Origin of the sequence: Rhizobium sp. B230/85, assembly GCF_019355735.1 — a bacterium.
Taxonomy (GTDB): Bacteria; Pseudomonadota; Alphaproteobacteria; order Rhizobiales; family Rhizobiaceae; genus Rhizobium; species Rhizobium rhododendri.
Genome location: NZ_CP072156.1, coordinates 207,179 through 225,642, shown reverse-complemented (window position 1 = coordinate 225,642; position 18,464 = coordinate 207,179). Strand labels below are relative to the sequence as shown.

The 18,464-nt window shown below is 62.7% G+C and carries 17 protein-coding genes and 2 riboswitches; of the genes, 5 read left to right on the top strand and 12 right to left on the bottom strand.

All coding sequences use genetic code 11. The features are described from left to right. Window positions 1–32 precede the first annotated feature (32 nt). The gene (locus J5289_RS01125; protein ID WP_209185333.1) at window positions 33–944 is read left to right on the top strand and encodes a PhnA-like protein; all 912 of its coding nucleotides are present in this window, start codon (window positions 33–35) and stop codon (window positions 942–944) included. Window positions 945–1,268: 324 nt separating this feature from the next. Here J5289_RS01125 and J5289_RS01120 read toward each other — a convergent pair whose 3' ends face one another. The 6 genes from J5289_RS01120 to J5289_RS01095 all read right to left on the bottom strand — a co-directional run bounded on the left by J5289_RS01120 (window position 1,269) and on the right by J5289_RS01095 (window position 8,490). Next, complete coding sequence (locus J5289_RS01120; protein WP_209185332.1) at window positions 1,269–1,379, bottom strand: EAL domain-containing protein; 111 nt, start codon at window positions 1,377–1,379, stop codon at window positions 1,269–1,271. Window positions 1,380–1,529: 150 nt separating this feature from the next. Then, a complete protein-coding gene (locus tag J5289_RS01115; RefSeq protein ID WP_142824610.1) occupies window positions 1,530–3,044 on the bottom strand; it encodes a M48 family metalloprotease in 1,515 nt (504 codons plus the stop codon). Window positions 3,045–3,336: 292 nt separating this feature from the next. Beyond that, window positions 3,337–4,050, bottom strand: coding sequence for an ATP-binding cassette domain-containing protein (locus J5289_RS01110; protein WP_209185331.1), 714 nt, complete (start codon window positions 4,048–4,050; stop codon window positions 3,337–3,339). After that, on the bottom strand, window positions 4,047–5,681 hold the full coding sequence (thiP, locus tag J5289_RS01105; RefSeq protein WP_209185330.1) for a thiamine/thiamine pyrophosphate ABC transporter permease ThiP: 1,635 nt from the start codon (window positions 5,679–5,681) through the stop codon (window positions 4,047–4,049). Before thiP ends, J5289_RS01110 begins: the two co-directional genes overlap by 4 nt. A 9-nt stretch (window positions 5,682–5,690) precedes the next feature. Then, window positions 5,691–6,719: a thiamine ABC transporter substrate binding subunit gene (gene thiB, locus J5289_RS01100; RefSeq protein WP_209207505.1), complete on the bottom strand. Its 1,029-nt coding sequence runs from the start codon at window positions 6,717–6,719 to the stop codon at window positions 5,691–5,693. A 48-nt stretch (window positions 6,720–6,767) separates the two neighbouring features. After that, window positions 6,768–6,884: riboswitch (TPP riboswitch) on the bottom strand. Window positions 6,885–6,948: 64 nt separating this feature from the next. Further along, a complete protein-coding gene (locus J5289_RS01095; RefSeq protein WP_209185328.1) occupies window positions 6,949–8,490 on the bottom strand; it encodes an MDR family MFS transporter in 1,542 nt (513 codons plus the stop codon). 113 nt (window positions 8,491–8,603) lie between these two features. Between J5289_RS01095 and J5289_RS01090 the strand changes: the two genes are divergently transcribed. From J5289_RS01090 to J5289_RS01075, 4 genes are all read left to right on the top strand, one after another. Then, window positions 8,604–9,128: a MarR family winged helix-turn-helix transcriptional regulator gene (locus tag J5289_RS01090; protein WP_374108251.1), complete on the top strand. Its 525-nt coding sequence runs from the start codon at window positions 8,604–8,606 to the stop codon at window positions 9,126–9,128. A gap of 72 nt (window positions 9,129–9,200) precedes the next feature. After that, window positions 9,201–9,851 (top strand): thiamine diphosphokinase, encoded by a 651-nt coding sequence (locus J5289_RS01085; protein ID WP_209185327.1) that lies wholly within the window; start codon window positions 9,201–9,203, stop codon window positions 9,849–9,851. Window positions 9,852–9,854: 3 nt separating this feature from the next. Next, window positions 9,855–11,681, top strand: a complete 1,827-nt coding sequence (locus tag J5289_RS01080; RefSeq protein WP_209187646.1) for an ABC-F family ATP-binding cassette domain-containing protein — start codon at window positions 9,855–9,857, stop codon at window positions 11,679–11,681. Window positions 11,682–11,858: 177 nt separating this feature from the next. Next, window positions 11,859–12,260, top strand: a complete 402-nt coding sequence (locus tag J5289_RS01075) for a response regulator (protein ID WP_209185325.1) — start codon at window positions 11,859–11,861, stop codon at window positions 12,258–12,260. 28 nt (window positions 12,261–12,288) lie between these two features. Here the strand turns inward: J5289_RS01075 and J5289_RS01070 are convergent, their stop codons facing one another. The 6 genes from J5289_RS01070 to metA all read right to left on the bottom strand — a co-directional run bounded on the left by J5289_RS01070 (window position 12,289) and on the right by metA (window position 18,138). After that, complete coding sequence (locus J5289_RS01070) at window positions 12,289–13,017, bottom strand: SIS domain-containing protein (RefSeq protein WP_209185324.1); 729 nt, start codon at window positions 13,015–13,017, stop codon at window positions 12,289–12,291. After that, window positions 13,014–14,198, bottom strand: coding sequence for an N-acetylglucosamine-6-phosphate deacetylase (nagA, locus tag J5289_RS01065; protein ID WP_209185323.1), 1,185 nt, complete (start codon window positions 14,196–14,198; stop codon window positions 13,014–13,016). Before nagA ends, J5289_RS01070 begins: the two co-directional genes overlap by 4 nt. Further along, on the bottom strand, window positions 14,198–15,223 hold the full coding sequence (locus J5289_RS01060; protein WP_209207506.1) for an SIS domain-containing protein: 1,026 nt from the start codon (window positions 15,221–15,223) through the stop codon (window positions 14,198–14,200). Before J5289_RS01060 ends, nagA begins: the two co-directional genes overlap by 1 nt. Then, entirely contained in the window at window positions 15,220–15,993 is a 774-nt protein-coding gene (locus J5289_RS01055; RefSeq protein ID WP_209185321.1) for a GntR family transcriptional regulator, read from the bottom strand. Before J5289_RS01055 ends, J5289_RS01060 begins: the two co-directional genes overlap by 4 nt. Before the next feature lie 89 nt (window positions 15,994–16,082). Next, window positions 16,083–17,108, bottom strand: a complete 1,026-nt coding sequence (locus tag J5289_RS01050; RefSeq protein WP_209185320.1) for an aldose epimerase family protein — start codon at window positions 17,106–17,108, stop codon at window positions 16,083–16,085. Window positions 17,109–17,214: 106 nt separating this feature from the next. Next, window positions 17,215–18,138: a homoserine O-succinyltransferase gene (gene metA / locus J5289_RS01045; RefSeq protein ID WP_142824623.1), complete on the bottom strand. Its 924-nt coding sequence runs from the start codon at window positions 18,136–18,138 to the stop codon at window positions 17,215–17,217. Window positions 18,139–18,184: 46 nt separating this feature from the next. Next, a riboswitch (SAM riboswitch) is annotated at window positions 18,185–18,265 on the bottom strand. Window positions 18,266–18,464: the final 199 nt, after the last annotated feature.

Below are 18,464 nucleotides of genomic sequence, written 5' to 3'. Positions count from 1 at the left end.
TCAATCAACTTTCGAACATCAGGACTCGACCCATGACAGACCCCGTTGGCATCAACCGCCGCGCCGAACTCGCCTACGCTGCAGACCCGAGCGACTCTGCTCTTTTCAACAAGATTTCCTGGGGAGCGATTTTCGCAGGCGTCGCCGTGGCGCTTGCCGTCCAGTTCCTTCTCAACCTCCTCGGTGTCGGCATCGGTGCTGCCGTCGTTGACCCTGCCAAATACGACAATCCGTCCGCCAGCTCCTTTTCCATCGGCGGCGGCATCTGGTTCGTCGTTGCGGGGCTCATCGCCGCATTCGTGGGTGCTTATGTCGCCGGGCGCCTGTCCGGTCGGCCAAGCAAGTCGACGGGCTCCTTCCATGGCCTGACAACATGGGCTGTAACCACGCTGGTCATCCTGTACCTGCTGACCACATCGATCGGTGCCGTGGTGGGCGGCGCATTCAGCGGTCTCGGCAGCATGCTGGGCGGCGTTGGACAAACAGCAAGCACAGCCGTCTCGGCTGCCGCTCCAATGGCTGCAAACGCCAACAACCCGATGGCAGACATCGAGAAGCAGATCCGCAACGCCAGCGGCGGCAACGATCCTGAAGCCCTTCGCGCAGCTGCTGTCAGCGCCGTACAGGCAGTGATCACCGGCGACCAGGCAAAGGCTGACGATGCCCGCAACCGTGCTGCAGATGCGATTGCAAAGGCTCAAAACATCCCTGTCGATCAGGCTAAGGCGCAGGTTGCCCAGTACGAAGCAACGTATCGCACGAACATGGAAGCAGCCAAGCAGAAGGCTATCGACGCCGCGCAGACAGCTACCAAGGTTGTGTCCAGCGGCGCCATCCTTGCCTTCATCGCCCTGCTGCTCGGTGCAGTCGCCTCGTGGTTCGGCGGTTCGGTCGGCACTCGGGCAATTCCGGTCGCTACAGTCGCAGTCAACAGAGGCGTCTGATATTTAGGCTCTTCGGCGATATGAATACCAAAGCGCTCCCCATTGTCCCGCCGGCAATGGGGAGCGCTGCGCTTCGGGCACTGCTTGAAAGGCAACTCAACCTTCATCGGGCATCGCAACATTTTTTTGGCGGTGGATGCCCAGGCCGCTGACGGTCTACGACTTGAACAGCTGCAATATGGCATTGGGCATCACGCTTATCTCACCCCCCATCTTCGGCAACGGCTGCCATGCCGAGGCTTTGCCCCAATCCGATAACGGCCGCCACGATCTTGTGGCTCCCGGCATGGACGTCCATCGTCTTTACGAAACCGGCATTGATCTTCAGCTTGTCGACGGCAAAGCGTCGAGACGGGTGAGGCTGGAGAAGCCGGTTCCGAAGTCATCGAGGGCAATCCCGAAGCCTGCACTCTTGAACTGCCGGCTACTATCCAAAGCGAGTTCCTGATCTTCGATCAGGACGCTTTCGGTAATTCGATATGCGCACGATGAAAGGCGAAACCGGACCGCGCGATGGTGGAGGAAATTTCATCGAACAAGCGAGGATCACGCACGTGCAAGATGCGGTCGGGCGCGACGGTGACGCTATTCGGCGATGATCTTGACGCGGTCGCCGGGAGAGACGGATGAGCCTGTCTGGAGCGCATTGATCAGCTTGAAGAGGTCAAGCTTGCGGTCGGTCCCCATCATGCGGGAGGCGAGCGTCGTGATGTTGTCGCCCGGCTGGACGGTGAGGACGCGGACACGCAGCGGTTTCAGCGATGCGGCTTCGGCCGGTGTGATGTGGCGGAAGCTGGCGCGAAGGACATCAGCCGTCTGCTCCAGTGCTGCGCTGCCCTTGGGAACTGCGGTCAGGAAACGAAATATCTGCGACTTGTCGCGAATGACGGTCACGTCGAAATCCCAACGGTCGGCCGATGCCCGTGCCGTTGCCGCCTCCATGCCGTTTACGACCATCGGCTTGATGGTTGCCGGATCCAAGCCGGTGACCCATCCGCTCGAGATATAATTGGTCAGCGACTGGTTCTGCGTGTCGGCGACGCCATCGAAGCGGACGGCTATGTCGCCGGGGCCGGTCGCCAGCACTGCCTCGACCTTGTTGTCGATGCGGAATTCCGGCGGCACCTCGAAACGGATACCGAGGCCACCGTGCAGGAACACCTGGCCACGAACGTAACCTTCTTCCGGGCTGTCGCCATAGAGCAGCCCATCGATACCGTTGAGATAATAGTCGCGGCCGGTGTCTCCGACCTTGCCCTGCTCGCCGAACTCGCGGGCATGCTCGCGCGCAAGATCGATGCGCTGCGGCGTGCTCGGATGGCTCGATAGGAAGTCGAGGCTCTGGTCGGCGTCGGAGTTTGCCGACTGGTAGCGACTGTAGGCTTCCATCGAATCCAGGAAGCGGGCGGCGGCGTAGGGGTCGTATCCGGCCTGGCCGAGCGTGCGAATGCCGATCTCGTCGGCTTGCAATTCCTGCTGGCGCGAGAATGCAGCCAGACGCAGCTTGCCGCGCGCCAATGCCTGCTTGCCGGCGATGTCGCTGGAAAGAACCTCGCCGACGACGCGGCTGGCGATGACCTCAGCCTCTTCGCGCTTCTGCCGCTCGATGCCGTGATTGGCGGTCACGTGGGCCATCTCGTGGGCAAGCACGGCCGCCACTTCAGAAGCATCGTTGGCGAGCGCCAGCAGGCCACGGGTGACGTATAGGTAGCCGCCCGGTAGGGCGAAGGCGTTAATAGCCGGCGAGTTCAGAATGGTGATGCGGTAGGATTGTAGCGGATTTTCCGAGACGCTGGTGAGGGCGCCGGCAATGCGGGCCACAAGCCGCTCGGTCTTTGCATCCTTGTATTCGCCGCCATAGCTGGCAACGATGCGGGGATGCTCGCGTGCGCCCATCTGGGCGCGGGGATCGTTCTTCTGGACTTCCGAGACGATCTGCGGATTGGCCGATGGCGAGACGTTTGGCTGGTACGTCTGGTCCATCAGCGACTGGCAGCTATTCAGCACTGTCGCTGCTGCCAGCAGCAGGACGTAGCGCCGGCACGACGTAGCAGCGCCGCGCAGCCTGGAAGGGCGCAAGCGTGTCCTCGTTCGTTCCATGCGCTCGGGCTGCTTCAGGACTTCAGTTCCGCTTGTCGTGTCTTAATGTCGGCAGGTCGCAAGATCGCGCTGATCGTCGTCCCACATGCTCGAGGTTTAGATCCATCCGCGCTTTCGCGCCGCATTTGTCGATGGTCTGCTCCCACTGCTCTAACTGATTTAGGCCTTAGTTGCATAGCGAGACTCTGCTTAATTGTGGCGTCGTTGCATTTTGGCAAGCATCGGTTCGAGATTACATTGTCGTGCAACACCGAAATTGCGGCAAAAGTCGTGCCGCGGCGCGATCATGGCCTCAAATCTGCAAAAAGCGCTGCAAAGCGGGCAGGCCGAGTGCCTCGAGAAAGCCATCTATCGGGGCTGTCAGGCGGATTTCGCCGGCATCGATGAACACCGCATGGTCGGCAAGCTGACGCACTTCGCGCGGATCGTGGGAGACGATCAACACCGTGTTGCCGGTCTCGCGGTGCAACTCCTTCAGCAGGTCGGCCATGCCGGCGCGAAGGCTGGGGTCTAGGGATGCAAAAGGTTCGTCCAGCAGCAGGATCGGCCGGTCGCGGATCAGCGCCCGAGCAAAGGCTGCGCGCTGCCGTTCGCCGCCGGACAGAGTGCCCGGCATCCGCTTTTCGAAGCCCTTGAGACCGACGCGTGCGAGGGCATCCGAGATCAGCCGGCGATCGTCGGTGCTGAGCCGCAGCGATGGGCTCAGCCCAAGACCGATATTGGTGAAGAGGTCGAGATGGGCAAATAGGTTGTTATCTTGGAACACCAGCGACACGGGCCGCTCGGCTGGGCTCATCGCGGTGACATCGGTGTCGTTCAGCATGATACTGCCGCTATCCGGCGTCTCGAAGCCGGCCAGCAGATTGAGAAAGGTCGATTTGCCGGCGCCCGACGGGCCGGTGACGGCAATGATCTTGCCGGCGGGAAGGGTGCACTGGAAGCGGAAATCGTGGCCGCCCAGCCGCAACCGCACGTCCGACAGGATAAGATCGGGGAGAGAGTTCACAGCCTGCCGCCTTTCTCGGCCCTGGATGCCTGGCCTGCGGTTCCGGCCACCGTCAATGCGAGGCAAAGCAGGCCCAGCAGCAGCGCATAGCCATCTGCGTCGTTGGTACGATAGCTGCCGAGCCGGCTATAGACCAGCCATGGCAGGGTGACGATATTGCCGGAGCCGAAAAGCGCCACCGCACCGAGGTCGCCAAGCGACAGCGCCATGGCGAAGGACAGTGCCGTAAACAGCGGCTTGCGCAGCCCGGGCCAGTCTACGTGGCGCAAGCGGGAAAAGCCCGTGAGACCGAGACTTGCTGCCAGCCGACCGGTGCGGGCGGTGTGAATGGCAAAGGCCGGTTCGACGACGCGGATGACGAAGGGTAGCGCCATCAGCATGTTGATGCAGACGATGAGGGTGGCCGCAAACCGCGTCGGATCTCCGAAGGGACGCAGCGCCATGAACCATCCGGTCGCCAGCACGATCGGCGGCGCCAAGAGGACAAGCGATGAGGCGGCACCGAGCGTCGCCGAAAAGGCGCGGAGGCCTGTCGTGCCTTTTCGCACCGACGAGATGGCATAGCGGGCTCGCACGATTGCCAGCGAGAGGATGACAGCGAGCAGGCCGGCGGAAAGCGCGATGGCAAGGCTGGTCAGCAGCGCCTGCAGGAAGACCGGCTGGCTGGCGAGCCCGCCGAGGTTGGCCTCCATGCCTGCCACCGCGACGGACACCAGCGGCAGCACGATGAACAGCGCAACAGTCGCGATCACCGCGCCGTCGGACAGTTGCGCCAGACGCTGCCGCCCGTCGAGGCGGCGTGGCGCCCTGCCGGTTGCGGGGCCCGGATCGTCCGGCGCCGGCAGCAGCGCCATCACGGCAAGCACGGCGCCGGTCATCGCAACCTGCAGCAAGGCCAGTGCAACGGCACGGCCGGGGTCGAAGTCGAACCGCAGCGCCTGATAGATGGCAACTTCGATTGTCGTGGCCGCCGGTCCGCCGCCGAGCATCAGGACCAGGGTAAAACTGGTGGCACAGAGCATGAAGATGAGGCCGGCGATACCGGGGATGAGTGCCCGCAGCACAGGCCATTCGATGAAGCGGAATACGGCGCCCGGACGCATGCCAAGGCCGGATGCCATCAACCAGTATTCCGGCGGCACGCGCTCGAGGCCCGGCAGCATCAGCCTGACGGCGAGCGGCAGGTTGAAAAACACATGGGCTACGAGAATGCCGGAAAGCCCATAAATGCTGACCGGTTGTGCGAGGCCAAGCGTCTGCAGGGCGTCGTTGACGATGCCCTGTCGGCCCCAGATGCCCAGAAGCCCCATGGCGCCGATCAGCACCGGAAGCCCCATCGGCACGGCCATGAGGCGGATCAGCCAGAGGCGGCCGGGAAAGTTCCGTTGTCGGGCCAAGGCACGCGCCACGGGGATGGCAAGCGTTACCGACAACACCGTCGAGAGCGTCGCCTGCAACAAGGTGAACCGCAGGACCCGCAGGATATAGGGATCGAGCAGAGGAGCGTTGCCTTGCGTCTCGATGCCGGCGGCGAGCAGTGCGCCGACAGCAAGGCCGACGAACAGCAGAATGCCGGCGAGGCTGATAGCCCCGCCGGTCAGTGCTTTCGCTCGCTCGGATTTCGTCAGCATAGGGCTCGATCAGTTGCCGCTGGTGGCGGCCAGCCATTCGTCGATCCAGGCCTTGCGGTTCTTGTCGACTTCGGCGGGGCTCATCAGGAACGTCTTGGTGGGTACGACGAGCTTGCCGAAAGCATCCGGCAGCGGCTCCGAGGTGGCGGCGACCGGCATCATCCAGTTGTTGGTCGGGATGATGTCTTGAAAAACGGGTGTGATCATGAATTTCAGGAAGTCGCGCGCCAGATCCTTGTTGGCAGAGGTTTTCGTCAGGCCTGCTACCTCGATCTGGATGTAGTGGCCTTCCGAGAAGGATGCCGCCTGGTAGCGGTCGGTCTTGTCGGCGATCATGTGATAGGCTGTCGACGTCGTGTAGGAGAGCACCATCGGCGCTTCGCCCTTGGTGAACAGGTCATAGGCTTCCGACCAGCCAGGCGTGACGGTCAGGATGCGGCCCTTGAGCTTTTTCCATGCTTCCGCAGACTTGTCGCCATAAACCGACTTCACCCAAAGCAGCAGGCCCAGGCCCGGCGTCGAGGTACGCGGATCCTCGATGACGATCTTCTGCGACGGGTCTCCCTCAACCAGTTCCTTCATGCTCTTCGGCGGGTTCTTGATGACCTGCGTGTCGTAGACCACTGCGAAATGCCCGTAATCGTAGGGAACGAAGACGTCGTCCTTGAAGTCGCCCGGCAGCTTCACGGCCGTCGTGTCGATGCCGGCGGGCTCGAACAGACCGGTATCCCTGGCTTCATCAACGAGATTGGTGTCGAGACCTAGAACCACGTCCGCCTTGGTGTCCTTGCCCTCGAGTTTCAGGCGCGACAGGAGCGCGACGCCATCGGTGACGGCGACATAGTTGACGGTGCAGCCGCAGGTCTTTTCGAACGCCGCCTTGACCTTGGGGCCGGGGCCCCAGTCGGCGGTGAAACTCTCGTAGGTATAGACGGTCAGTGTCTTGTCTGCTGCCTGGCTGGCATGAGCGGTCAGAAGTGTCGTGCCGGCCGCCAGAACAAGGCCAGCCATAAATGTCGTCAGAGATCGGGTGGGCATCGAAGCGCCTCCTCCTTGGTTCGCGTTAAAACGGAGAATAGGCGCTGTCGATTTCGCGCGTCTAATCCCTCCGCCGGTGTTAACCGGATCAGGTTCCGCGGGTTGGCTGGTGAAAGCCTCTCAGCCAGATGTCCGGATGGACATGAGGCACCCCGTTAGAGCGAGGAAAGATGTAGCGGCGGGAGGGGTGGATGGCAAGGGGCCCCGACACGCGCGAAGCCCAGCTTTATCAATCCGCGACGTGGGCTGCAGCCGCAGGGTCGATCGTCTTGGCAATGGTTGCGCCCGGTAGCTGGACGTTCTTAAGGCAAAGTGCGGTGACCAGGCCGACAAGGCAGATGCCCGACGCCGTCAGGAACAGCGGGTTGAAGGCGGCAGCGTAGGCTTCGGCCACGGCTTCGCGCGTGGCAGCCGGCAAGGCCGCCATCATCTTCGGCGTGACTTCCTCGATATTGCTGACGCCGGGGATCGACAGGCCGACATGCAGCAGGCGGGAGCCGATGATGGCGCCGTAGATGGAGATGGCGATCGAGGCGCCGCCCATGCGCGACAGCGTGACGGCGCCGGTGGCTGCTCCGATATCGCGGCTAGAGGCTGCGTTCTGGATGCCGATGACCGGCACCTGCTGGGCAAGCCCGATGCCAATGCCATGCAGCAGCATCAGGCCGCCGATCAGATAAACCGGCGTGCCGGCATGGACTTGCGACAGGGCCGCAAAGGCAATCATGCTGCAGGCCGCACTGCCGATGGCGAAGGGCTTGTAGCGCCCGGTGGCCGAGATAAGCCGTCCCGCCGACAGCGAGCCACAGACGATGCCGCCGGTCAGGAGAATGAACAACAGGCCGGCAACCGAGGGCGAAAGGCCAGTGGTCGTCTGCAGGAATAGCGCGAAATAGTTGACCATTCCGATGGCGATGGCGCCGCTGGTGAGCGAGGTGATCAGCAACAGCCCGAAGGTCGGATTGCGGAACAACTGCATCGGCACGATCGGCTCCGGGGCGCGGCGCTCGATGAAGACCCAGGAAATGGCGCAGACGATGCCGAATGCGATAATAGCGAGAACTGCCGGGGACAGCAGCGATCCGAACAGCTGGGTACCGTCAGCGGCAAGCACGATGCAGGTGGTCGTCATCGCCAGCACGATTGCGCCGGCATAGTCGATCTGCGGCTTGCGGGCGGGTTTCCGGTAGGGGAGCATGGTGATGAGGCCGGCAAGGACGATGAAGCCGATCGGTATGTTGACGAGAAAGATCGAGCGCCAGCCGAACAGGTCGCTCATCGTGCCGCCGAGCACCGGGCCGATGGCGCCTGATGCCATCAGGACCAGGCTGGAATAGCTCTGGTAGCGGGCTCTCTCTCGAGGCTCGAACAGGTCGGCGTTGATCGAGAAGATCGATACGAGGATACCGCCGCCGCCAAGGCCTTGAAGGACGCGGGCAGCAATCAGCGTGTTCATCGACACGGCAAGACCGCAAATGGCGGAGCCGACGGTGAAGATGGCGATCGCGGTGATCATCACGTATTTGCGGCCGAAAAGGTCGCCCAGCTTGCCGTAGACCGGCATGACGGCGCTCAGCGAGAGGAGATAGGCAGAGCCGATCCAGCCGAAACGCTCGAGATGGCCGAATTCGCCGACGATGGTCGGGAGCGCGGTCGAGACGATCTGGTTGTCGAGCATCGCCATGAACATGGCAACCATCAGGAACAGATAGAGTATCAGCCGGCGACGGGGATCCGCCACAAGGGGCGCAGACGGCAGGTGCATATCCATGGGGCTTCCTATCCAGAGTGGCCGTTATATGTGCTGATAGCATATATCTGTCAAGCGCATTTGAATGCATTCTGCATATTCAACTTTTCGCGATGATCTGTTACCGTGGCGGAATGACAGTAACCTTGAAGACAGACGAACCGGTTTCGATGGATGCGCAGGAGGCGTATATCCAGCATATCGGACAGGTGATGACGCGGATGCGGCTGATGACCGGACGCCGGATGATCAGCCGGCTGGCAATCCAGAACGTGGCGCCGGACCTGGAGCTCTCGCATCTCGACGTGCTCGACGCGATCAGACGGGCGGAGGCGGGGGGCGAGGTGACGGTCGGCGCGGTTGCCGAGATCCTGCGCATCGATCCGTCACGGGCCAGTCGTATCGTTGCCGAGATGGTGACGCGTGGCGTCCTGCGCCGCAAGGCATCGCAGGCGGACGCAAGGCGCATCGTCGTGGTGATGAGCGCGCTCGGCCAGCGGCTGCTTGCAGAGGTGCAGGCACAGAAGCGGGCGCTCATCGGGGATATCGTTGCCGATTGGTCCGAGGACGACATGCAGACCTTTTCGCGCCTTTTCGATCAGTTTATCGGTGGCTTCGAGGATGCGTTTCGGGTGCGCTACCGGGATTCGGATACCTAAAGGCGCCCATTTGACGGATGACAGACTGTCGCTCTTCCCTATCGACCGGTCTTTGCGCTATGGGCTTGGCCCATGAGTTCATCCACCTTCACGATCCTGCTCGGCGGAGCGCTGCATCTGACGGAGCGGCTTCAGGCGGCAGTCGCCGGCAGTCGCTTCATCGCCGCCGATGGCGGCATGCGGCATGCGCAGGCGCTTGGTGTGGTACCGGAACTGTGGGTCGGCGATTTCGATTCGAGCCCGGCCGACCTCGGCGAGGCCTTTCCGAATGTGCCCCGGCAGCCTTATCCTGCCGCCAAGGCCCAGACGGATGGCGAGATTGCCATCGAGGAGGCAATCCGTCGCGGTGCCCGTCGCCTGGTGCTTGCCGGCGCGCTCGGAGGCGAGCGGTCCGACCATGCACTGGCGTTGCTTCTCTACGGCGTCAGCCTGGCGGAGCAGGGGTTCTCGATGCTGTTGACCTCCGGCGAGGAGGAGGCCGTGCCGCTGATCGCCGGTGCCATGGAGATAGATCTTCCCGCCGGCAGCCTGTTTTCTGTGTCCGGCTTCAGCGCGCTCGATGGCCTGTCTATTGACAACGCCCGCTATCCGCTTGCCGGTTTCCATTTGCCGTTCGGTGCCTCCCGCACCATTTCCAACGTTGCGCAGGGTATCGTGCGCTTTTCCCTTTCGAGCGGCAGGGCCATCGTCCTTGCCCGCCCCTATGACCTTTCCGGAGTCTGACCCTTGGCCCCCCCTATTCTGAAACTCGATGACATCTTTCTCTCCTTCGGCGGTGCACCGCTTCTGGCCGGTGCCAATTTCCAGGTCGAGCCCGGCGACAAGATCTCGCTGGTCGGTCGCAACGGTTCCGGCAAGTCGACGCTGCTGAAGATTGCCGCCGGTATGGTCGAAGCGCAATCCGGCGAGATCTTCCGGCATCCCTCGTCGACGATCCGCTATCTCGAGCAGGCGCCCGATTTTGGCGATCACAAGACCGTTCTCGCCTATGCCGAGGCCGGGCTGACGCCGGGGGACGATCCCTATCGCCTGACCTACCTGTTGTCGCATCTGGGGCTCACCGGCGACGAAGACCCGCAAAGCCTGTCGGGCGGAGAAGCGCGCCGCGCCGCACTCGCCCGGGTGCTCGCGCCGGAGCCGGACATCCTGTTGCTGGACGAACCGACCAACCATCTCGACCTGCCGACCATCGAGTGGCTGGAAGGCGAGCTACAGAAGACCCGCAGCGCCATCGTTGTTATTTCGCATGACCGGCGCTTTCTCGAGAAAGTCTCGACAGCCACCGTCTGGCTCGACCGCGGTACCTCGCGTCGCCTCGACAAGGGCTTTGGTTTCTTCGAGGCCTGGCGTGACACGGTGCTTGAGCAGGAAGAGCTGGAGCAGCACAAGCTCGGCAAGCAGATCGAGCGCGAAGAGCACTGGCTGCGCTACGGCGTCACCGCGCGCCGCAAGCGCAACATGCGCCGCCTCGGCGATCTGCAGACGATGCGCGCCGATTATCGCGGCCACAAGGGCCCGCAGGGCTCGGTCAACGCCAACATCTCCGACGTCCAGGAATCCGGCAAGCTTGTTATCGAGGCGGAACTGATCACCAAGGCCTATGGTGAGCGGACCATCGTTGCACCGTTCTCGATCCGCGTTCATCGCGGCGATTGCATCGGTCTCGTGGGTCCGAACGGCGCCGGCAAGACAACGCTGCTGAAGATGTTGACCGGCCAGTTGAAGCCGGACAGCGGCAAGCTGAAGCTCGGCACCAATCTCGAGATTGCCACGCTCGACCAGAAGCGCGAGGACCTCGATCCCGAGGAGACGCTGGCCCATTACCTGACCGACGGGCGTGGCGAAAGCCTGATCGTCAATGGCGAGCAGCGCCACGTCACGGGCTACATGAAGGACTTCCTGTTTGCGCCGGAACAGGCCCGCACGCCGATCCGCAAATTGTCGGGCGGTGAACGCGCCCGCCTGATGCTCGCCCGTATCCTGTCGCGTCCGACCAATCTCCTCATCCTCGACGAACCGACCAACGACCTCGACATCGAGACGCTTGATCTGCTGCAGGAAACCGTTGCCAGCTTTGCCGGCACCGTCATTCTCGTCAGCCATGACCGCGACTTCCTCGACCGTACCGTTACCTCGACCATCGCGCCGATGAATCCTGACGCGCCCGATGGCCGGTGGATCGAATATGCCGGCGGTTATTCCGACATGTTGATACAGCGCAAGGGCGTTGCCGACGAGCTTCGTAAGGCTGCAAAGGCCGAGAAAGCCCGGGGCGGCGGATCGAACGCCGGTAACCAGGGCGGCGTCAAGGGCAAGGCCAAGATGTCGTTCAAGCAGACCTATGCGCTTGAGAATATTCCGAAGGAAATCGCCAAGGCGGAGGCTGAAATTGCTGCCCGCGAACTGAAAATGTCTGACCCCAAGCTGTTTTCCAAGGATCCGGCAACGTTCAATGCTCTCGCAAAGGAAGTCGAGAAGCTGCGCGGCAAGGTGACGAAAATGGAGGAGGAATGGCTGGAGCTCGAGACGATTCGCGAACAGATGGGCTCCTGAGACCAGCAAAGGCGTCAATTTCATGGTCAAGAAACCGTAGCAGGAAAATTTCTTGTCTCCGCGTGGAACATTCGTCTGATCCGACCATTCAAGTGGGTACGTGGAGGTAGTGTGTATTGCTTTTGCAAGCCTCAGGTGCTGGCCTGATGCGCCCCACCTGGCTTCAAGGATATGACGATGGACAGGAAAGTGCTGATTGTCGAAGACGAGCTGCTGATCGCACTCGATCTCGAAGACATGGTGGAAAGCAATGGACTGCAAGTCGCAGCCATTGCCAACACGATGGCGCGGGCGCTGGCGGCGGCACCCCATGCTGATATCGCCCTCGTCGACGTCAATCTTTCCGACGGGCCAACGGGTCCGGCGATTGGCCGCATGCTGGCGGAGCAATTTGGTATAGCCGTCGTTTTCATGACGGCAAACCCCGAGGTCGTGTCGGGCGGGATCCAGGGAACACTCGGTGTCCTGCGCAAGCCCGTGCAGCCTGGAATGGTGGCCCAAGCTCTGAAATACGCATTGGGACGGCTGACCGGCCAACTGGCCGCCGTTCCCCGTGACATGGAAGTCTTTGCCGCCTGAGCGACCGGTCAACTGCCTGCCTGCATCATCAAAGATGCGGGTTCCGCGGCCTGTAGATGTCTACTAGGCGCTGGTTGATATCCTTCGCTCCCGGCATGTTCGCGCTGCGGTAGACCGGCGGATCGCCATCTACTGACAGCTGTGAAGCAACTTCAGCAAAAATTGCATTTAGAAGTGTCGCGCCGATGGCAGTCGATGCCGGCCCCACCTTGAGGTCGGTGCCGGGCAAATCGACCAGCGCATCGCCGGGGGGAAGACCGTTATCAAAGACGATGTCTGCGATATCGGCAAGGCGCCTGCGACCGTTGGCGATGGCTGCCGAATAGGCGAGCGATGTAATGGCGATGACGGTGGTGCCGATTTCCCGGCCGTAGTCGGCGGCTTCCGTCGGCGCGGCATTGACGCCCGAATTGGAAGCGATGACCAGCACGTCGCCACGCTCCATCCGGTAGCGTTCCAGCACCGGTCGAACCAGCCCCGGGGTGCGCTCGTAGATCGAGCTTATGACAGCACCTTCATACAGCATCGCCGAGCCGACCAGGACCGGAACGGTAATCGCCAGTCCGCCGGCGCGATAATGCACCTCTTCTGCCAGCATGTGAGAGTGGCCTGTCCCGAACAGATAAACCCGGTGGTCGCTGCGCGCCGCCTCGCAGATAACGGCAGCAGCCCTTGCCATCGGCTCGGCCAAAGACTGGCGCAGGGCGCCGAGCCTTTCGATCACCTCCAGAAAATACGCATCCGTGATCGCGGTCATACCGATGTCTCCGGGCCTGTCCCGACAGACTTCGCAGCACCGGCTGTCCAGGTGGCGGTCGCCTCGATGTCGTCGTTGATGTGCACGAGGTCGGCACGCGCACCCGGCGACAGGTGACCCCGGTCAGTCAGGCGCAGGAAACGGGCCGGGTAGGATGTCGCCATGCGCAGCGCTTCGGCCAGCGGCAGTTCCAGCATGCCGACGCCGTAGCGCACGGTCGAGGCCATGTCGACATCGGAGCCGGCCAGCGTGCCGTCGGCCAGTACCACCTTCGAGCAGAAGCCGCCCTTCTCGCGGTAGACGGTGCGGCCGTTCAGCTCGAAGCTGTCGGCATCGGAACCCACCAGCGACATGGCATCGGTGACGAAGAACAGCTTGCCCTCGCCGCGCTTGGCGCGCAGGGCAACGCGCAAGGCACGGGGATCGACATGGTGACCATCGGCAATCATGCCGCACCACGTACGGGGATGATCGAGCGCCGCGCCGACCAGACCCGGGCTGCGATGGCCGAGCTGGCTCATGGCATTGTAGAGATGGGTGACGCCACGGGCGCCGGCATCGAAAAGGGCGTCCGCAGCGTCGGCCGTGCAATCGGAATGACCGAGGCTGACGATGACGCCGCCCTCGTTCAGCGCCTGCACCTGGCGGGGCGTCACCTGCTCGGCGGCGATGGTGACCAGCAGCGTGCCGATTGCCTCACGGGCACGGATGAAGGTCGCAACGTCGCCGTCTTCCACCGGTCGCATCAGTTCCGGCAGGTGGGCGCCCTTGCGCGCCGGCGACAGGTGAGGGCCCTCGAGGTGCAGGCCGACGACACCACGGTCGGCTTTGACAGCCTCGATGGCAGCTTCGATTGCCCGGGTCGTGGCAGCGGCGATATCGGTGATCAGGGTCGGCAGCAGGGAGGTCGTGCCGTAGCGACGATGGCCCTCGGCAATGGTGTACATGGAGGTCGGCGACGGATCTTCATTCAGCAACCGGCCGCCGCCGCCGTTCACCTGTGCGTCGATGAAGCCGGGTGCCAGCACGCCGCCCTCGAGTTCCACACGTACGCCGCCCTCCGGCAGGCTGTTGCGGGCGGCGATCGCCTGCACCCGGCCATCGCCGACAACAAGCGCGCTGTCGTCGTGAAAGCGGTCGCCGTCGAAGATGCGGGCGCCGGTAAAGACCGTGTAGTCCATCACATCGTCTCCGTCACCTTGAGAAGATTAGCCGGCTTATCGGGATCGAAACCCTTGCGGCGCGTCACTCGCTCGATCATCCGATAGTAGCAGAGCAGGGAGACCGTCGGGTCGATGAGGCCGTTTCCGGTCGAGGGCATTGTCAGGTTGATACCCGGCAGCGGGGTGGTCGAGAAAAACACGGCGGTGGCGCCGAGTTTCTGAAGGCGCTCCAGAGCCTGGGCGTTGTTGGCAAACGCGGCGTCGTCCGGGGCGAAGGCAACGACCGGGAAGCCGGGCTGAACCAGCCGCATCGGGCCGTGCATCAATTCGGCGAGCGAGAAGGCCTCGGCGTGCAGGCCCGACGTCTCCTTGGCCTTCAGGGCCGATTCCAGCGCGATGGCGAAGGCCGGGCCACGACCGCCGGTGTAGAGCGAGCTGGCTCCGAACAGCACCTCCTCGGCGGCAGCGCTATCGATGCCATCGGTGGCTGCCAATGCCTGGGGCAGTCGTGAAAGGCCATCCTGCAGTGCGCTATTGCCGGAGACGGCAGCGGTAACGCCCGACAGGGCAGCGACGGCGGTGATGAAGGATTTCGTTGCGGCGACGCTTTTCTCAGGGCCCGCATGCAGGTCGAGGACGATATCGGCTTGCCGCGCCAGTGAGCTGTCGGTGACGTTGACGACGGCGATCGTCGTTGCTCCGCCCTTCTTGGCGGCGGCCTGCAGGGCGATGATATCGGGGCTGCCGCCGGACTGCGACACGGTGAAATGGATGCCACCCTTCAGATGCAGCGGCGCATTGTAGACCGAGGCGATCGACGGGCCGATCGAGGCGACGGGGACGCCGCAGGAGATCTCGAACAGATACTTGAAGAAGGTTGCAGCATGGTCCGACGAGCCGCGCGCCGCCGTGGTGACGACGGTGGGTCTGGCCACAGCAAACAGCTTGGCGATTTCGGCGAAGACCGGCTTTTCCTTCTCCAGCAAGGTCGCCACGGCATCGGGCGACTGGCCGGCCTCGGTCAGCATCAAGGATTGCGTCATAGGTCATCTCCAATTTTCAGTTCTGCGACGAAATCATAGGCGTCGCCGCGATAATGCGATCTGGTGTATTCGACGACCCGCTGGTCAGCCAGGCGCGAGATGCGCTCTATCAGCAGCGCCGGGGCTCCGGGCTTGACGTCAAGCGTGGCAGCCGAGGATGGGTCGAGGGTGACTGCGGTCAGCCGCTGCAGGGCATGAACCGGGCGGAACCCGTTGGCGGTCAGGGCATCGTAAAGCGAGCTCTCGCCGGCTGCGTCCTCGGCCAGGAACTGGGTCGGGACGACGGCGCGCTCGATGGCGAGCGGCAGTCCGTCGGCCAGCCGCAACCGGTCGAGCCGCAGCACCGGTTCGTCGACGCCGAGGCCGAGCAGGAAGGTCTCCTCGGGCGTCGGCATGGAAACGCTCCGGGACAGGATTTTTGCCGCCGGCGAGCGACCGCGCGAGCGCATATCGGCGGAGAAGGAGGAGAGGCGCCAGAGCGACTGTTCCATCCGCTCGACCTTCTGGGAGACGAAAGTACCGCTGCCGTGCCGCGACTCCAGAGTGCCTGCCGTCAGCAGGTCGCGATAGGCGGTGCGCACGGTGACACGGCCGAGCTGCAGTCCTTCGGCGAGATCGCGCTCGGCCGGCAATGCAGTGCCCGGTTTCAACAGTCCTTCTTGAATAAGCCCGGTCAGCGCCATTGCCAGACGCCTGTAAAGCGGCCCGCTCGCTGCCGCATCCCGCAAGCCGCGCCCGTTCAGTTCGGAAATCAAACTGGTTCTATCCATGGGTTCGGATTAGAACCTATGTAGAACCACTTTGCAAGGTATCTCTTGGGCGCCGGTCGCTTAGCCTGCGACCGGCGGAGGCCGTGCGCTTAGTTCTTCGTGAAAATGTAGTCCGTTTCCTGGCGCAGGACTTCGCCGGGATGGAGCGCTGCGGAGGAAAAGCCCGGCTGGTTGATGGCGTCGGGCCAGATCTGCGTCTCCAGGCAGAAACCGGCGAACGGACCCATCATCTTGCCGTCAATGCCGGGGACTGGGACGTCGAGCTTGAAGCCGGCGTAGAGTTGGACGCCCGGTTCCGTCGTGCGCACTTCGAGCGTTACGCCGGAATTGATGCTGCGGGCGAGAACAACGGCGCGCTTGGCCGTGCGCTCCTGCGATAGACAGAAATTGTGGTCGTATAGTACCTGTTCACCGTCGACGAAGCGCTTCATCGGGCCCATTTCTCTCAGGTCGAAGGGCGTGCCGGCGACGGGGGCGATCTCGCCGGTCGGGATCTGCCGCGCATCGGTCGGCAGGTAGTGGTCGGCTGCGATCATGATGTCGTGGTCGAGCGCATCGTCGCGGCCATCGAGGTTGAAGTAGGCGTGCTGGCAGACATTGGCGATGGTCGGCTGGTCTGTCGTGGTCTCGTAGATTACCGACAGCTCGCCATTGCCGTGGACCCAGTAGGTCGCCTGGATCGTGCAGTTGCCGGGATAGCCGCTGCGGCCATCGGGATCGACGATCTTGAGGACGACGCGGTCGGCGGCATGCTCGACGATCGTCCAGTTGCGCAGGGCGATATTGTCGAAGCCGCCGTGCAGATGGGTTACGCCGTTCTCGTTCAGGTCCAGCTGGTACGTCTTGCCGTCGAGCGTGAACCTGCCGTCGGCGATGCGGTTGGCGCAGCGGCCGGGCGTTGCGCCGAAATAGGCGGAGTGCTTTTCGTAGCTTTCGAAGTTGTCGAAGCCGAGCGTCAGGGCCGGCGTGTGGTTTTCAAGTCGGAGATCCTGGATCACTGCTCCCCAGCTGATGACATGGGCAGTCAGCCCGCCGCCCGTGATCTTGACGCGGTGTACCGTCTCGCCGGCCGCAGTCTTGCCGAAAACTTCGCGCTGCAAAGTGCTGTCCGTCATGTCCTCATCCCATTCGTCTCTAGTGCGAGGCGCCGACCCTGCCTCCATTCGCCACTATCCGCAACCCGCCTGCCGGCGGAATCAGTCCTGCGTCCCGGCGACGCGGCTATTTCTGCAAGCCGATGTCGGCCATGTCGTAGGGTGTCGTCTGGTAGATCTCGTTGATCCAGTTGCCGACGAACAGATGAGCGTGGCTGCGCCAGCGGTTGGGCGGCGTCAGGGACGGATCGTTGTGCGGGAAATAGTCGTGCGGCATCTTGATCGGGATGCCGGCATCGACGTCCCGGAAATATTCGTCTGCCAGCGACGTTGAATCGTATTCGACGTGGTTGAACATGTAGAGCCGCCTTGCCGTCTTCTCATGCACCAGGCAAATGCCCATTTCCGGCGATTCCATCAGGATTTCCAAGCCAGGGACGGTTTCGACATCCTTGCGGCGGACTTCGGTCCAGCGCGACACGGGCACGCCGAAGTCGTCGGAAAAGCCGTTGAGATAGACCGAGGACGGGTTCAGGTTCTGGTGCCGGTAGACACCGAACGCCTTTTCCTTCAGCAGATGCTTCGGCACGCCGTGAAAATGGTAGATCGCCGCCATCGCACCCCAGCAGACGTTCAGCGTCGAATGAACGTTGGTGGTCGTCCAGTCGAGGATCTGGCGCATTTCGTCCCAGTAGGTGACTTCCTCGAAGTCGAGCAACTCGATCGGCGCACCGGTGATGATGAAGCCGTCGAACTTGCGATGTCTGATCTCCTCCCAGGTCTCGTAGAACGACAGCAGATGCTCCTCGGAAGTGTTCTTCGCCTTGTGCCCGCCGATGCGGATCAGCGAGAACTCGACCTGCAGCGGCGAGGCGCCTACGAGGCGCGCCATCTGGATTTCGGTCTTGATCTTGTTGGGCATCAGGTTGAGCAGCCCGATCTGCAGCGGACGGATATCCTGACGGACGGCCATCGTCTCTGTCATCACCCGCACGCCCTCTTTGACGAGGGTATCGAAGGCGGGCAGTGTATCGGGGATCTTAATGGGCATGCGCGTTACTCGATCAACTAAACCGGCGGCGAAAAAACGAATCGCTACCGGTCCGCATGCGGCCCTGATTTAGCGACTTGTTTAACGTGGCTGCAAGCCGGCCGGCCAAATCACCACGCGATGTTAAATAGCGCTGGACAGGTTTCGAATCAACATCAATCGCCGGTTGGTAAATGCGCGGCGCGGCGTGGTGAACCTGCAGCGGCATTCGGGCGTATAAGGCTTTCATAAGGTTTGAAGCGCAAGCTGATGGCGAGGAGGGCGGTTCCAGGCCAGGGATCGCTGGCGCTACGCGCTTCGGGCTCGCATGGATGGACATGTGCGAT

What these genes read in the sequence shown, in the direction of transcription:
- J5289_RS01095 (WP_209185328.1), bottom strand. Translation starts at nt 8,490, where the DNA reads ATGGATATGCACCTGCCGTCTGCGCCCCTTGTGGCGGATCCCCGTCGC.
- J5289_RS01125 (WP_209185333.1), top strand. Translation starts at nt 33, where the DNA reads ATGACAGACCCCGTTGGCATCAACCGCCGCGCCGAACTCGCCTACGCT.
- J5289_RS01060 (WP_209207506.1), bottom strand. Translation starts at nt 15,223, where the DNA reads ATGACGCAATCCTTGATGCTGACCGAGGCCGGCCAGTCGCCCGATGCC.
- metA (WP_142824623.1), bottom strand. Translation starts at nt 18,138, where the DNA reads ATGCCCATTAAGATCCCCGATACACTGCCCGCCTTCGATACCCTCGTC.
- J5289_RS01070 (WP_209185324.1), bottom strand. Translation starts at nt 13,017, where the DNA reads ATGACCGCGATCACGGATGCGTATTTTCTGGAGGTGATCGAAAGGCTC.
- thiP (WP_209185330.1), bottom strand. Translation starts at nt 5,681, where the DNA reads ATGCTGACGAAATCCGAGCGAGCGAAAGCACTGACCGGCGGGGCTATC.
- thiB (WP_209207505.1), bottom strand. Translation starts at nt 6,719, where the DNA reads ATGCCCACCCGATCTCTGACGACATTTATGGCTGGCCTTGTTCTGGCG.
- J5289_RS01115 (WP_142824610.1), bottom strand. Translation starts at nt 3,044, where the DNA reads ATGGAACGAACGAGGACACGCTTGCGCCCTTCCAGGCTGCGCGGCGCT.
- J5289_RS01050 (WP_209185320.1), bottom strand. Translation starts at nt 17,108, where the DNA reads ATGACGGACAGCACTTTGCAGCGCGAAGTTTTCGGCAAGACTGCGGCC.
- J5289_RS01085 (WP_209185327.1), top strand. Translation starts at nt 9,201, where the DNA reads ATGAGTTCATCCACCTTCACGATCCTGCTCGGCGGAGCGCTGCATCTG.
- J5289_RS01090 (WP_374108251.1), top strand. Translation starts at nt 8,604, where the DNA reads ATGACAGTAACCTTGAAGACAGACGAACCGGTTTCGATGGATGCGCAG.
- J5289_RS01055 (WP_209185321.1), bottom strand. Translation starts at nt 15,993, where the DNA reads ATGGATAGAACCAGTTTGATTTCCGAACTGAACGGGCGCGGCTTGCGG.
- nagA (WP_209185323.1), bottom strand. Translation starts at nt 14,198, where the DNA reads ATGGACTACACGGTCTTTACCGGCGCCCGCATCTTCGACGGCGACCGC.
- J5289_RS01075 (WP_209185325.1), top strand. Translation starts at nt 11,859, where the DNA reads ATGGACAGGAAAGTGCTGATTGTCGAAGACGAGCTGCTGATCGCACTC.